Origin of the sequence: Corynebacterium sp. UBA4397 (assembly GCF_002390965.1) — a bacterium.
Taxonomy (GTDB): Bacteria; Actinomycetota; Actinomycetes; order Mycobacteriales; family Mycobacteriaceae; genus Corynebacterium; species Corynebacterium flavescens.
Genome location: NZ_DGRD01000001.1, coordinates 70,640 through 83,628, shown reverse-complemented (window position 1 = coordinate 83,628; position 12,989 = coordinate 70,640). Strand labels below are relative to the sequence as shown.

Genomic DNA, 12,989 nt, shown 5'->3' with positions numbered 1-12,989 from the left:
GTAGAGGGCATGCGTTTAGTAGTTGCCCGTTGTACTGTAGATTATGTCGGTCGTCTCGATGCTCACTTGCCCGTTGCGGATCGCCTCATCCTCATCAAGGCGGATGGTTCTGTGTCGATCCACGCCGATGACCGGGCGTATAAGCCGCTGAACTGGATGACCCCACCCTGCACGCTCGAGCAGAGCCCAATCACGGACATTGATGGTGAGGACACCGGGGACGAGCTGTGGTTAGTCGAAAGCCCCAAGGGCGAGCAGCTGCGCATCACGGTGTCGCAGATTCACCAGGACATTTCGGTCGAGTTGGGAGAGGACCCCGGCCTGGTCAAGGACGGGGTAGAAGCTCACCTGCAGGCATTGTTGGCAGAACACATCGACACCATTGGTAAGGGCTATACGTTGGTGCGTCGAGAGTATCCCACGGCCATCGGGCCCGTCGATATTATGGCTCGTGATGCCGATAAGAAGTTTGTTGCCATTGAGGTCAAGCGCCGTGGCGGCATCGATGGGGTAGAGCAGCTTACGCGCTACCTTGAGTTGCTCAATCGGGACGAGTTGCTCAAGCCGGTACAGGGGGTTTTCGCCGCCCAGGAGATTAAGCCCCAGGCGCGAACCTTGGCCGAAGATCGAGGGATTCGCTGCGTCATCTTGGACTATCAGGATCTGCGCGGCATTGAGTCCAATGAGCTGCGGTTGTTCTAATGCCGCGCCGCAATCGGAGGCAGAGGAGTCAGCCGCGCTATTTGCCGCCGGATGGAACATCTTTCTTCGGCTCCCAAAGCGTGGAAGGTCCAAGCTGGACTCACGGTGAGACCTATGTGGTGCGACAGATCGGCTCGGCACGGGCAACGAAGTTCTACGTCTGCCCCGGATGTAACCAAAATATTCCGCCCGGGGTGGCGCATGTAGTGGCCTGGCCACGCGATACCGGCCGGCAGGGTGAAGACCGGCGGCACTGGCACCGCCACTGTTGGGAGCGAAGGTAGGATAGGCCTCATGATTGTTGCATTTTCTGTTGCCCCCACGGTTGTTGATAATGACTCCGCAGAGATGTCTGCGGCTGTGGCCGAGGCTGTGCGCGTTGTCCGTGCCTCGGGTCTTCCCAATGAGACCAATGCCATGTTCACTCTCATCGAAGGAGAGTGGGATGAGGTATTCGGCGTGATTAAGAAGGCCACCGATGCTGTGCGCGCGGTTTCTCCGCGAACTTCCTTAGTTATTAAGGCAGATATTCGGGAGGGCGTGACCGGGCAGCTTACCCAGAAGGTCGAGGCCGTAAACCGCCGCTTGGGGGAGAACTCTTAGATGACGAATCCACGTTCCCCTTTCGTCAACGGTGCTCTTGATTTGGGGGCGCTGAAAGAGCGCGCGGAACACCGCGAAGATAGCGCTCCAGCGGTAGCTTCCTTTGTTGAGGTAACCCCGGAGAACTTCGAGGCAGAGGTCGTCCGGCGCTCGGCGCAGGTGCCCGTTGTCGTGCTTATTGGTTCCCCGCGCTCGCCAGCATCGGAGCAACTTAAAGCGGACTTCTCGGCGCTGGCTGCAAAAGGCAACCATTCCTTCATCGTGGCTTATGTTGACGCTGATGCTGTGCCCCAAGTTGCACAGGTATTTGGCGTGCGCAACCTTCCAACAACGGTCGCTCTCGCCGCAGGGCAGCCGGTCACCAACTTCGAGGGCGGTCAGCCGGTCGCGGCATTGGAGCAGTGGACTCAGGCTCTAGTAGCCAAACTCGGTCCTCAGTTAAAAGGCTTGCCGCAGGAGTCCTCGCAGGAAGAAGCCCCAGAAGAGGCCGATCCGCGCTTGGTGGCCGCCGAGGATGAGCTCAACCGTGGCGATTTCGGTGCGGCTATTGCCTCTTATGACAAGATCCTTGCCGCAGAACCCTCCAACGGCGAGGTTAAAAAGGCCCGCGCAATGGCAGTCGTGCTCAAGCGTTTGGCAGCGGGCAGCAACGGCGCAGATCCCATCGCCGCCGCAGATTCTGACCAGGCCGATACGGAAAAGCAGCTGCTCGCTGCCGATGCCGAGGTAGCTGCTGGCGTTGCAGAGAAGGCTTTCTCACGTCTCATCGGGGCTATTTCTCGCAGCGCCGGTGCTGAGAAACAGGCTTTGAAAGAACGGCTGCTGGAGCTTTTCACTCTTTTTGAGGGCTCGGACCCGCGTGTACTTCAGGCTCGTACAGATCTGGCTAGTGCCCTGTATTAAATACTTAATTCCCCAAAATGGAGGAGGAATGGTGGCTGCTGACCCATATATGCCCATTTAATTCCCTCCTTAAATTAACCCCGTGGCGTACCCCGGGGTTAATTTGGGTTTAGCCCCTGCGGCAATGAGATTTTTTCTATCAATGTGCAGTGGTATATTTTCCCCCTATACCCGGCCTGTGAGCCGCTTCACTTAGCAATCCTATTGTCCTGTGACCCGCGCCCGCCTGGTAGCCAGCTCACTTTTTGAAAAGGGGATTTCTCCATGTCCACTCTGTCTTCTGACGGGCCAAAGATCGCCCCGTCTAAGAAACCAAAGAAGGACCGCACGCACTGGCTCTATATCGCAGTCATCATCGCGGTTTTCTCCGGCATTGTATTCGGCCTGGTCGCACCTGACGTAGCAGCGGGTTTCAAGATCGTCGGAACCATGTTCGTCAGCCTGATCAAGATGATCATCGCCCCAGTCATCTTCTGTACCATCGTGCTGGGCATCGGCTCCGTTCGCGCCGCTGCCTCCGTTGGTCGCGCGGGCGGTATCGCCCTAACCTACTTCATTGTCATGTCGACCTTCGCCCTCGGCGTGGGTCTGCTGGTTGGCAACATTATTGAGCCGGGCACCGGCCTGAATATTCATGCCACTGCGGGCGAAGCTGACAAGTACGTCGCTCAGGCAGAAGAAGGGGCTCATGGCCTCTCCGGTTTCATCCAGGGCATCATCCCGGATACTTTCTTCTCCGCCTTTACCTCTGGTTCCGTCCTGCAGGTGCTCTTCGTGGCCCTGCTCTCCGGCTTCGCTGTGCAGGCACTGGGCAAGCACGGTGAGCCGATTCTCCGCGGCATCGCCCACTTCCAGCGTCTGACCTTCAAGATCCTGAGCATGATCCTGTGGATCGCTCCGATTGGTGCTTTCGGTGCCATTGCCGGCGTCGTCGGCGCCACCGGCTTCGGGGCTGTTAAGTCCCTAGCCGTGCTGATGCTCGCCTTCTACATCACCTGCTTCCTCTTCGTGTTCGTGGTGCTGGGTCTCATCGCTCGCTTCTTGGGTGGAATCAGCATGTGGAAACTGTGCAAGTACCTGGGCCGCGAGTTCCTGCTCATCGTCGCAACCTCCTCTTCCGAGTCGGCTTTGCCCAACTTGATGCGCAAGATGGAGCACCTCGGCGTCGACAAGCCGACCGTCGGCATCGTTGTCCCCACCGGCTATTCCTTCAACCTGGATGGTACGGCTATCTACCTGACCTTGTCCGCCATCTTCATCTCCGACGCGATGAACATGCCGATGTCCCTGCCGGAGCAGGTCTCCTTGCTCGTGTTCATGATCATCGCCTCCAAGGGTGCGGCAGGTGTCTCTGGCGCAGGCCTGGCCACGCTGGCGGCTGGTCTGCAATCGCACCGCCCCGAGCTTCTCGACGGCGTTGGTGTCATCGTCGGTATCGACCGCTTCATGTCTGAGGCACGTGCGCTTACCAACTTCGCGGGCAATGCCCTGGCCACCGTGCTCGTGGGTCGTTGGACCCACACCATCGACATGCCGCGTGTGCATTCCGTTCTTAACGGCGAGCTCCCTTACGTCGAGAGCGAGGCTGATAACACCGTTGAGATGTCTAATCCCACGGTCAAGAACCCAGCCACCGCCGAGCTGCAGCCCACCCCGCAGATTGACCTGGACAACTACCAAAAGTAGTCCGGGGGTAACCCAAGTCATAATTAAGTAAAGTCATTGATGATCGCACGTTTAGCATCGAGCTAACTCAGCCAGAGTCTGATTTCCCCACTCGGCTGGGATACAACGCTTACTTCCCCCTCCCGCCCGCAGCACTAGAGGACATGGACGGCTTTGGCGAGACTCCTGTGTCCAACGGTCCGTACAAGATCGTAAGCTGGGACCATAACCGCTCGCTCAAGATTGAGCCTAATCCGGAGTACGGCGGGGAGCGCGTGGCCCAAAATGAGGGCCTAGAATATGTCTTCTACTCTGATACAGATGCCGCCTACATGGATCTTCTGGCCAATAACCTTGATGTCTTAGAGGCAATTCCCTCGGCCTCCTTCGGCTCCTACCAGCAAGACCTCGGTACCCGCTCGGAAACCAAGCCGGCTGCCACGTACCTGGAGATGTCTATTCATGAGGAGACCCCGCACTTTAGCGGGGAAGAGGGCAAGATTCGCCGCAAGGCGCTGTCAATGGCCATTGATCGCCCGGCGATCGCGGAAACTATCTTCAACGGCACTCGCACTCCAGCGCGTGAGTTCACGTCTCCGGTGCTAGAAGGCTACGACCCCAACCTGCCCGGCTCCGAGAACCTCGACTTCAATCCGAGTGAGGCACAGCGCTTGTGGCAGGAAGCGGATGAGACCTACGGTGCTTTCGCGGGCGAGTTCCCAATAAACTACAACGTCGACGGGGACAACAAGGACTGGGCCGATGCAGTGGCCAATAACATCAGCAATACGCTGGGCATCCAGGCCATAGGAAATCCCTTCCCAGACTTCAAGTCCTTCCGCGACGCGTATCGAACCGAGCGCATGGACGGTGCGTATCGAACTGCATGGCTGGCGGACTATCCCTCGATGGGCAACTTCTTGGGCCCGAACTTCACCACCGGAGTCGCTTCGAATGACTCTAAGTACGCCAACCCCGAGTTCGACCGACTCATCGTGGAGGCCAATGGCGCGCAAGACGCCGCGCAGGCAGCCCGCCTCTATAACCAAGCTCAAGAGCTGCTCTTGCGTGACCTACCCGCCATCCCGCTCTTCTATCCCAACGTGGTGGGCGGCTGGTCTGAAAACGTCGACAACGTGGAGTTTAGTTGGAAGTCCCTGCCCGTCTACTACAACATCACCAAACAGTAGACGGACAGTAGTAGTAGCTCTTCCTATCCGCGGAAGAGGTACCACTGCACGGAGTTGGCGGGCAGGAAGATCTCGAGCGAGTTATTCGCCGAGAGCACCTGCCCGCTGATGTCATTTCCAGCGCCTTGGTAGGCAGCATCATCGGTGTTGATGACGAGGTCCCAAGCACCGTTGCGGGGGACCCACAGTTGGTAGTTGGAAATGGTCGAGCCAGAAAAATTACAGACGGCCAAGAGTGCAGAACCGTCCGAGCCGTAGCGAACGTATCCCAACATATTATTGCTGGAGTCATCCGCCTTGACCCACTGGAAGCCTTGGTCCTGGAAGTCTTGAGACCAGAGAGCAGGAGTAGAGCGGTAGACACGGTTGAGGTCACGCACCAGGCGCTTGATGCCGTGATGCCACTCGCTGCCCCAGCCCTCCAAGTTGGCCCAGTCCACCGAGTTGGCCTCAGACCACTCGGAGGTCTGGCCAAATTCCTGGCCCATAAACATCAGTTTCTTGCCCGGGTGCGTGAACATGTATCCATAGAGGGCGCGCAGTCCAGCGGCCTTGTTCCAATCATCTCCCGGCATGCGCGTCCATAGCGAGCCCTTCCCGTGCACAACCTCATCGTGGCTGAAGGGCAAGACATAGCGCTCGGAGTAGGCGTAGACCATGGAGAAAGTCAGCTCACCGTGGTGATAGGAGCGGTGAACCGGCTCATGGGCGAAGTACTCGAGTGTGTCATTCATCCACCCCATGTTCCATTTGAGGGAGAAACCCAGCCCACCATCGGCGGTGGAAGCGGTGACTCCCGGCCAGGAGGTGGACTCCTCCGCGATGGTTAATACACCGGGGTGCACGCGATTCATCGTGGCGTTGGTTTCTTGGAGGAATTGCACCGCTTCGAGGTTCTCGCGGCCGCCGTACTGGTTGGGCAGCCAGTCATCGCGTGAGTAGTCCAGGTAGAGCATTGAGGCCACGGCGTCCACCCGCAGCCCATCGACGTGGAAGCATTCCGCCCAGTACAAGGCGTTGGCGACGAGGAAGTTGCGGACCTCATTGCGCCCGAAGTCGAAGACATAGGTGCCCCAATCTGCTTGCTCACCGCGGCGCGGATCCGGGTGCTCATAAACCGCTTGGCCGTCGAAACGTCCGAGCGCAAACTCATCCTTGGGAAAGTGTGCGGGTACCCAGTCGACGATGACGCCAATTCCAGCTTGATGGAGTGCGTCAATCAGGGCGCGCAGATCATCGGGACTGCCCCAGCGGGCAGAGGGCGCGTAGTAGCCGGTAACTTGATAGCCCCAAGAACCGCCAAAAGGATGCTCAGCCACAGGCAGGAACTCGACATGGGTGTAGGCATGCTCCAGCAGGTAGGGGATGAGCTCCTGGCGCAGGCTGTCGTAGTCTGCTCCTATTTTCCACGACCCGACGTGAACTTCGTAGATGCTCATGGGCTTGTTTAGGTCGCTATCGCGTGCCTGCATCCAGGAATCATCACCCCAGTGATAAGAGCTCTCCTCGACAACAGAGGAGGTGGCGGGCGGGGAAAAAGTACGCTTGGCCAGGGGATCGGACTTATCGATCCGGCGCCCATCTTTGGTTTGGATAGCGAACTTGTACTCGCTGCCCGCCTCAAGCCCCGGAATGAAGACTTCCCAAATCCCGGTGGCACCGAGGCAACGCAAAGGATATTGCGTGGGATTCCAACCGCAGAACGGACCAATGACGGCTACACCCTCGGCGTTGGGAGCCCACACCGCGAAGGCGACACCGCTGACGGTGCCCATATCCGTCTCATAGGTCTTGAGGTTGGATCCGAGGACTTCCCACAACCTCTCGTGGCGCCCCTCGCCGATGAGGTAGAGATCGACGCTGCCCAGGGTGGGGAGAAAATGATAACCATCGGCGACATCGACGGGGGATTGGAAAGGATAAGTGATCCGCAGGCGGTAGTCACTTTCCACGGGAAGAGGCGCCTCCCATACGTCGTGGCCGACATTGCGCATGGGAATGACGGCGCCCTTGGTGACCAGATCGATGGCCTCGGCTCCAGGGCGACGGGTGGAGACGACTCCGTCATGCCAGCCATAGAATCCGTGAGGATTGTAATGGCGGCAATTGTCGAGGCGTTCGAGATCGGCGGTGGGAATGTGCATGACTTGAGACTACCTAACTGCGTTTATGCTGGTGGAGATAATACTGGCTGCGCTTGTGGGCTGCGGGGAAAAACTTTAAGGGCGGTAGTCCTCCACCTCGCGCCAGGCTAGGTGCGCGCTTTCGGCGGGATTTACATCGGGGAGGACAAAGATATGCGCGACATCCCTCAAAGGCTCCAGGCGTACGAAGTTGCGGTCCGCCCAGTGATAGACCGCGCCCGTAATCGCATCACTGACGGGATAAGTCGCGCCAGAATCGAGCCCGATAGCTGGAAGATCGACATAGACCGTGGCTTCCTGCGGGTTGCGGGGATCGAGGTTGACCACCACCAGCACGACATTGCCGGAGACCGTATCGACCTTGGAGTAGGCCATAATGTTGTTGTTATCGGTGTTGTGGAAGTGGAGGTTGCGCAGCTGCTGAAGGGCAGGATTCTCCCGCCGGATGTAGTTGAGCAGCCGGATATAGGCCTCAAGCGAGTCTCCGGACTTGACTGCGGACTGGAAATCACGCGGGCGTAGCTCGTACTTCTCCGAGTCGAGGTACTCCTCACTGCCAGGGGCTACGGCGCGATGCTCGTAGAGCTCGAATCCGGAATACACGCCCCAGGCTGGGGAGAGAGTGGCGGCCAAGGCAGCACGGATGGCGAACATGGCTCGGCCCCCGTTTTGCAGGGATGCGTGCAAAATATCCGGGGTATTGACAAAGAAGTTGGGGCGGCAGATATCGGCCTGCTCGACGTGCAGCTTGGCAAGCTCCGTGAGATCATGTTTCGAGGTTTGCCACGTGAAGTACGTATAAGACTGAGAGAAGCCAGACTTGGCAAGGCCAAAAAGCCGGGGCGCCCTAGTAAAAGCCTCTGCCAAGAAAATGATCTCCGGGTGAGTGGAGTGGACTTTGGCAATGAGCCAGGACCAGAATCCCGCAGGCTTAGTATGCGGATTATCTACCCGGAATACTGTCACGCCGGCCTCTACCCAGATCATGGTGATGCGGTAGATCTCCGCGTAGATGCCCGCGGGATCGTTATCGAAATTCAGGGGGTAGATGTCCTGGTACTTCTTAGGGGGGTTCTCCGCGTAAGCAATAGTGCCGTCGGGAAGCACTGTGAAGAACTCCGGGTGCGTCTGTGCCCAAGGATGATCGGGGGAGGCCTGTAGCGCGAGATCCAGCGCTACCTCTAGGCCCAGGGAGCGAGCGTGGGAGACCAGAGCACGGAACTCTTCCATCGTGCCCAGGCGCGGGTGCGTGGCGGAGTGGTCCTGGATGGCCCAAGGAGAGCCCACATCATCGGGCTGGGCCACAACGCTGTTGTTTTTACCCTTGCGGTGTACCTTGCCGATGGGATGGATGGGTGGGAAATAGACCGTATCGAAGCCCATGGCGGCAACTCTTTCCAAAGCCTGCGCGGTGGTGGCAAAGGTGCCGTGCACGGGGTTTCCTTCCTCATCCCACCCGCCAGTAGAGCGCGGGAAGAGCTCGTACCAGGAGTTATAAAGAGCCTCGCGGCGCTCAACCACGACCTCGTGGATGGCGCCGTCGACGATGAGCTCGCGCAAAGGATGCTCCGCCAAGATCTCCTCGACCTCGGCGGAAAGCGCCACCTGCACCCTATCTGCTAGGGCCAAATTATCATCCGCTAGGCAACGCGAAGCAACAAAGAGCGGCTCGGCATGATCGGTGGGGGTCTGCAAGGCAGCGCGCGAGAAGAACTCAGAACCGATAAGAAGATCATTCGACAGCTCGGCGGCCTGCTGGCCAGCAGCCATCTTCTTGGTCACGGCATTGCGCCACGTCGCAATAGGATCAGACCACGCATCGACGCGGAAGAACCAACGCCCCGGCGCCGAGGGGCCAAACAGCCCGTGCACCCGGTCGGGGTTGTCGGGGTCAAAAGACATGGTCGAGGAAGAAACCTCACCAGTAAGCGCAGGCCACACCGACAACGTGGCGGCGACGGCATCGTGTCCTTCGCGCCACACCAGGGCTGTAATGGGCACTACCTCTCCCACGACGGCCTTCGAAGGCAGCGTGCCGGAGCTGATGTGAGGGCGAACATCGTCGATAACAAGGCGGGAAGTCATAATCTTTAGACTAATGCAGGGGTGTCACTTTCGACGGACAAGTTCTTAATCGGCCACAATGGTGGATGTGAATGACGTAACTCCAACAGAGCAAGACTGGCTCATCGATTTCCGTGGCGTCGAATTGCGCCGCGGAGGCAAGACTCTCGTAGGGCCGGTGGACTGGCAAGTCGAGCTCGACGAGCGCTGGGTAATCATCGGGCCGAATGGGGCGGGAAAGACCTCCCTCGTGCGTATGGCCGCCGCTGAGGAATACCCCTCATCCGGGGAAGCATTCTTGATGGGCGAAAGAATAGGCAAGACCGACTTGCGTGATCTCCGCGCCCAGATTGGAATCTCCTCCGCGGCCGTCCAACACCGCATTCCGGATGACGAGAGGGTCGACGATCTTGTCATCTCCGCCGGCTACGCCGTGTTGGGGCGCTGGCGCGAAGAGTATCAAGACATGGACTTTTCCCGAGCCTTCGACATCCTCGAACAGGTAGGCGCTCGCCATCTTGCCAAGCGTTACTGGGGAACACTGTCGGAGGGCGAGAAGAAGCGCGTCATACTCGCGCGAGCCCTGATGTCTAACCCCGAGCTGCTCATCTTGGACGAGCCCTCCGCAGGCATGGACTTGGGCGGACGCGAGGACCTCGTGGGCTACCTAGGAGAGCTTGCATTGGACGCCGATGCTCCGGCGATAGTAATGATTACTCACCACGTCGAGGAGATTCCTTTCGGCTTTACCCATGCCATGCTCCTTGATGAGGGTAAGGTCGTGGCCAAAGGACTTATCAATTCGGTCCTTAATTCCAAGAACCTTACCGCGGCGTTTCATCAACCGATCCAGGTCGACCGGATCGGGGATAGATACTTCGCCCGCCGTCTTCGCTAGAGAGACCCTAAAAGCGAGCGTTTTATGATCGATCCCGGTTTTGACCCCTTAGATGCTGTTGACCCTCAAGACACCTCGGGGTTTAACGGGGGTCGGCTCGCGGTGACGGTGCTGTTGCTGCGTGATAGCGCCGAGGGACTTGAGGTGTGGGTCCAAGAGCGAGTCTCTACGATGAAAACCTATCCGGGGCATGCGGTGTTCCCCGGCGGTGGGGTTGATCCCCGTGACTTTCCTCCCCGCATGTGGGACTCCGGAGAGCAATGGGCAGGACGCTCTGTAGTCTCCATGGCCAGGCGGATGGGCGTGACTAAGTACAAGGCCCACGCCCTCGTGTTCGCCGCCGCGCGTGAACTCTTTGAAGAATCAGGCACCCTGCTTGCCATCCGCGACGACGGCATTATCTCCGATGCCAGCCGCTATCACCGCGAGCGGGAGCTGCTTGAAGCCCACGTCATCTCCTTTACCGAGTTCTTGGCCAACAATGGCATGCGCGTCGACGCGGACATGCTGCTGCCTTGGGCGCGTTGGGCTGGCGAGGACCGCGGTCAATGGTTTGACACATTCTTCTTCCTCGGAGTCTTGCCCGAAGGGCAGGAGCCGGATGGAAATACCATGGAGGCCGATGATGCCGGATGGTTTCGCCCCGGACTCATCATGGATGGCTGGCGCGCAGGGCTAGTAAGGCTCGCGTTGCCCACGTGGGCGCAGATTCGGCGCTTAGCTTCCTACTCCACCGTGGGCGAGGCGCTGCAGGATGCCTCCTATTCCGATCTCCGCCTCATCATCGGCGACCCAGTAGATGATCCGCAGTACCGTGAGTTCTTCACCGCCAACCCCATAGATAGAATCTGATCCTCACTATGAGTTTTGAGCTTTCTGACATCGATTATCTGCGCCAGCACGCAGCCGAGATCTCCGCGTTGGACCTTGAGATGAGCAAGAAGACCCAGCTGGAGGACGTCGCTAAGCTCCGTGCCCAATTTGGGGAGCACGGGCGCGTGGTGGCGGAGCTTCTCAAAGCACGCCGGAGCGCAAAGCTGCCCGGACGCTGGCTCATGGACGGCGAATCGGTGCAGCAGGCTACGGCGCTGCCTGTGGCGCGCTACCGTGCACGCCTTCTTGCTGAGTTCGGAGTCAGCCTCGTGCAGGACGTCACGTGTTCAATCGGAACTGAAGGCGCAGCGATGCACTCGGCGGGTATTTCCTACTTTGGCTCGGACTTAGACCGCGTGCGCCTGGAGATGGCGCGCTATAACGTGCCGGAGGGACACTTCTTTCAGGCCGACGCCCTGACGGTGACTTCGACGGCTGATGTCATCGTGGCCGATCCCGCGCGCCGGGCCGGGGGCAGGAGAATTACCCACCCTGACCAACTCCTGCCGCCCCTTCCGGATCTGGTGGATGCTCACCGTGGTGAGCTGGCGGTAAAGTGTGCGCCTGGCCTCGACTTCAACCAGTGGGAGGGCCTTGTTGTGGTCTCTAGCCTGGCTGGGGGAGTCAAGGAGGCGTGCCTTTATACTCCGGGGCTTGGAAGCGGACGCAGAGCGGTGATGATCTCCGCGACGGGGGAAGTCGACGTCCTCGATGGCCAAGACTTCCGCACTGAAGATCTGCCGGAGTCCGGAGAAATTGGGAGTTTTATCATCGACCCGGATGGTGCGGTGGTGCGCGCGGGATTGGTGCGCCACTACGGCGCTAGGCACGGTCTGCACCAGCTGGATCACCGCATTGCTTATCTGACGGGGGAGTCCATTCCGGCAGGTGCCTCGGGCTTTCCCTTCCTCGAAAAGGTGCCGCTCAAAAGCCTCAAGTCGGTGCTGCATGCCCGCGGTGCCGGCGCGGTGGAGATTCTGGTTCGGGGGCTAGATATCGACCCTGATCAACTGCGCAAGAAGCTCAAGCTGCGCGGGGATAAAGCGATGGCAGTGGTGCTCACGCGCATCGGAACGCAGGGAGTCGCCTTGGTATGCGGTCCCCGAGTAGTATCGGGCGAGGAGAATTTCGCAATATAAATCTATCGGAAAGGTAAATGCCCAATGCCAGCAATCGTGGCCCTGGTCAAACACGTGCCGGATACGTGGTCCACTAAGTCGCTCGAGGCGGACTACACCTTGGATCGCGTCAGTGTCGATAACGTCATCGACGAGATTAATGAGTACTCGGTCGAGCAAGCACTGCGCCTGCGTGACGATAACCCGGAGGCCGGTTTCCGCGTCATCGCGCTGACGATGGGCCCCGCCGCAGCTGCAGATGCGCTGCGCAAGGCGCTGGCCATGGGCGCGGATGACGCCGTGCATATCCTCGATGACTCGCTGGCCGGTTCCGATGCGCTTTCTACGGCCTGGACGCTCAACGCCGCGATCAACACCATCGAGGACGTCGCCATTATCACCATGGGCAATGCCGCCTCGGACTCTTATACTGGCCTGCTAGCCGGGCTTTTGTCCGAGTATCGGCAGATCCCCGCCATGACGGAGATGCAGTCGCTTACTTTGGAGGGGCAGACTCTGCGCGGCGTTCGGGTAGATTCCCGTGGACGCTTCGAATTGCAGGCCAACCTTCCCGCTATTGCTTCGGTCACGGATAAGGCCGATAAGCCCCGTTTCCCCAACTTCAAGGGACTCATGGCGGCAAAGAAGGCGGAGATCACCACTGTGGATCTTGCGTCTTTGGGCATTTCTGCCGTTGCCCCCACTACCACGGTGGTTGAGGCCTCACGTCGTCCCGAGCGCACCGCCGGCGAGCTCATCACGGACCCCAACCCGGCTGCTGCGGCTTCACAAATCGTAGACTTCCTCGCCGCTAAGAACCTGATTTAGG

At 59.0% G+C, this 12,989-nt stretch carries 12 protein-coding genes; 10 read left to right on the top strand and 2 right to left on the bottom strand.

Annotated elements, in window-relative coordinates; genetic code table 11:
- Window positions 1-9 precede the first annotated feature (9 nt).
- The 6 genes from nucS (at window position 10) to B2696_RS00360 (ending at window position 5,063) form a co-directional block, all read left to right on the top strand.
- Window positions 10-702: an endonuclease NucS gene (nucS, locus tag B2696_RS00385; RefSeq protein WP_286953189.1), complete on the top strand. Its 693-nt coding sequence runs from the start codon at window positions 10-12 to the stop codon at window positions 700-702.
- On the top strand, window positions 702-986 hold the full coding sequence (locus B2696_RS00380; protein ID WP_075729629.1) for a hypothetical protein: 285 nt from the start codon (window positions 702-704) through the stop codon (window positions 984-986). Before nucS ends, B2696_RS00380 begins: the two co-directional genes overlap by 1 nt.
- A gap of 10 nt (window positions 987-996) precedes the next feature.
- Complete coding sequence (locus tag B2696_RS00375) at window positions 997-1,305, top strand: thiamine-binding protein (protein ID WP_286953188.1); 309 nt, start codon at window positions 997-999, stop codon at window positions 1,303-1,305.
- Window positions 1,306-2,208 (top strand): tetratricopeptide repeat protein, encoded by a 903-nt coding sequence (locus B2696_RS00370; protein WP_286953186.1) that lies wholly within the window; start codon window positions 1,306-1,308, stop codon window positions 2,206-2,208. It begins immediately after the preceding gene.
- Window positions 2,209-2,472: 264 nt separating this feature from the next.
- The gene (locus B2696_RS00365) at window positions 2,473-3,894 is read left to right on the top strand and encodes a cation:dicarboxylate symporter family transporter (RefSeq protein ID WP_286953183.1); all 1,422 of its coding nucleotides are present in this window, start codon (window positions 2,473-2,475) and stop codon (window positions 3,892-3,894) included.
- 35 nt (window positions 3,895-3,929) lie between these two features.
- Window positions 3,930-5,063 (top strand): peptide ABC transporter substrate-binding protein, encoded by a 1,134-nt coding sequence (locus tag B2696_RS00360; protein WP_286953377.1) that lies wholly within the window; start codon window positions 3,930-3,932, stop codon window positions 5,061-5,063.
- A gap of 23 nt (window positions 5,064-5,086) precedes the next feature.
- On the opposite strand, the gene glgB is transcribed toward B2696_RS00360, so the two are convergent.
- Window positions 5,087-7,207: a 1,4-alpha-glucan branching protein GlgB gene (gene glgB / locus B2696_RS00355; RefSeq protein WP_286953180.1), complete on the bottom strand. Its 2,121-nt coding sequence runs from the start codon at window positions 7,205-7,207 to the stop codon at window positions 5,087-5,089.
- A gap of 75 nt (window positions 7,208-7,282) precedes the next feature.
- Window positions 7,283-9,292 carry a maltotransferase domain-containing protein gene (locus B2696_RS00350; RefSeq protein ID WP_286953178.1) on the bottom strand — a complete coding sequence of 670 codons (2,010 nt, stop codon included), beginning with the start codon at window positions 9,290-9,292 and terminating at the stop codon, window positions 7,283-7,285.
- Between the two features lie 58 nt (window positions 9,293-9,350).
- Here B2696_RS00350 and B2696_RS00345 point away from each other — a divergent pair, with 58 nt between their 5' ends.
- From B2696_RS00345 to B2696_RS00330, 4 genes are read left to right on the top strand one after another with little or no spacing between them, the layout of a single operon-like run.
- Window positions 9,351-10,169 carry an ABC transporter ATP-binding protein gene (locus B2696_RS00345; protein WP_075729636.1) on the top strand — a complete coding sequence of 273 codons (819 nt, stop codon included), beginning with the start codon at window positions 9,351-9,353 and terminating at the stop codon, window positions 10,167-10,169.
- A gap of 24 nt (window positions 10,170-10,193) precedes the next feature.
- Window positions 10,194-11,021 (top strand): NUDIX hydrolase, encoded by an 828-nt coding sequence (locus B2696_RS00340; protein WP_075729637.1) that lies wholly within the window; start codon window positions 10,194-10,196, stop codon window positions 11,019-11,021.
- An 8-nt stretch (window positions 11,022-11,029) separates the two neighbouring features.
- Entirely contained in the window at window positions 11,030-12,181 is a 1,152-nt protein-coding gene (locus B2696_RS00335) for a THUMP-like domain-containing protein (protein ID WP_286953175.1), read from the top strand.
- Between the two features lie 24 nt (window positions 12,182-12,205).
- The gene (locus B2696_RS00330; RefSeq protein WP_286953172.1) at window positions 12,206-12,988 is read left to right on the top strand and encodes an electron transfer flavoprotein subunit beta/FixA family protein; all 783 of its coding nucleotides are present in this window, start codon (window positions 12,206-12,208) and stop codon (window positions 12,986-12,988) included.
- Window position 12,989: the final 1 nt, after the last annotated feature.

Bases quoted from the DNA above. Each gene is read 5' to 3' on its own strand.
- B2696_RS00380 (WP_075729629.1), top strand. From the start codon at position 702: ATGCCGCGCCGCAATCGGAGGCAGAGGAGTCAGCCGCGCTATTTGCCG.
- B2696_RS00375 (WP_286953188.1), top strand. From the start codon at position 997: ATGATTGTTGCATTTTCTGTTGCCCCCACGGTTGTTGATAATGACTCC.
- B2696_RS00340 (WP_075729637.1), top strand. From the start codon at position 10,194: ATGATCGATCCCGGTTTTGACCCCTTAGATGCTGTTGACCCTCAAGAC.
- B2696_RS00350 (WP_286953178.1), bottom strand. From the start codon at position 9,292: ATGACTTCCCGCCTTGTTATCGACGATGTTCGCCCTCACATCAGCTCC.
- B2696_RS00370 (WP_286953186.1), top strand. From the start codon at position 1,306: ATGACGAATCCACGTTCCCCTTTCGTCAACGGTGCTCTTGATTTGGGG.
- B2696_RS00330 (WP_286953172.1), top strand. From the start codon at position 12,206: ATGCCAGCAATCGTGGCCCTGGTCAAACACGTGCCGGATACGTGGTCC.
- nucS (WP_286953189.1), top strand. From the start codon at position 10: ATGCGTTTAGTAGTTGCCCGTTGTACTGTAGATTATGTCGGTCGTCTC.
- B2696_RS00365 (WP_286953183.1), top strand. From the start codon at position 2,473: ATGTCCACTCTGTCTTCTGACGGGCCAAAGATCGCCCCGTCTAAGAAA.
- B2696_RS00335 (WP_286953175.1), top strand. From the start codon at position 11,030: ATGAGTTTTGAGCTTTCTGACATCGATTATCTGCGCCAGCACGCAGCC.
- glgB (WP_286953180.1), bottom strand. From the start codon at position 7,207: ATGCACATTCCCACCGCCGATCTCGAACGCCTCGACAATTGCCGCCAT.
- B2696_RS00345 (WP_075729636.1), top strand. From the start codon at position 9,351: ATGGTGGATGTGAATGACGTAACTCCAACAGAGCAAGACTGGCTCATC.